The sequence below is a fragment of the Aeromicrobium sp. PFPM2_SD2 genome (assembly GCF_057364525.1).
In genome coordinates, this window is sequence record NZ_JBNFNZ010000807.1 from 1 (window position 1) to 565 (window position 565).

Sequence of the window (565 nt, forward strand, 5' to 3'; positions counted from 1 at the left end):
CCAGCTTCTACAGCAGAAGACACCATGTCGTCAAATGCAGCTTCGTTTTCATCCAGAGCGGTGACACTTTCGGTCAGCTCTTTAGGTGCATCACCAAGTTCGACGAACTCAGGTTGCTCACCATCGGTCTCAGACTCTTCGTCATCTGACTCGTGGTCTTCTTCACCTTCAGTCTCTTCGACGTTCTCGTCTTTCTTCGGCAGCCTCGTCGTTTTCGGCTTCCAGTTGCTTGAAGGTAATAGCGTCATCGCCATCGCGAACTGCTACGTCCTGTTCAAGCATAGACTTCTGGTGTTCGTTCAGGTCCTCAACGGAACCAGTGATTGCATTAGAGCTAACGCCGAACTCGGCATAAACTGATTGAGACATTGAGTCATTCTCCTTTGATTGAATGGTAGGAACAACGGTCTAGAAACCTACAAATTGTAGACCAGACGTTGTTCCTATAGTGATAGTTTAGGCTTGAGCCATGTCCTCACCAGCTCCCTGACCTACAGCAGCACCCATGTTAGCACCAGCAGCAGACGCACCGTTGACCACAGCTCCTTGAGCGGATTGTTCAGCA

At 49.7% G+C, this 565-nt stretch carries 1 protein-coding gene; it reads right to left on the bottom strand.

Annotated elements, in window-relative coordinates:
* A partial coding sequence (locus tag AC2W7G_RS18230; protein ID WP_485869676.1) for a hypothetical protein occupies positions 1 to 254 on the bottom strand: 254 nt, incomplete at its 3' end.
* Between the last annotated feature and the right edge of the window lie 311 nt (positions 255 to 565).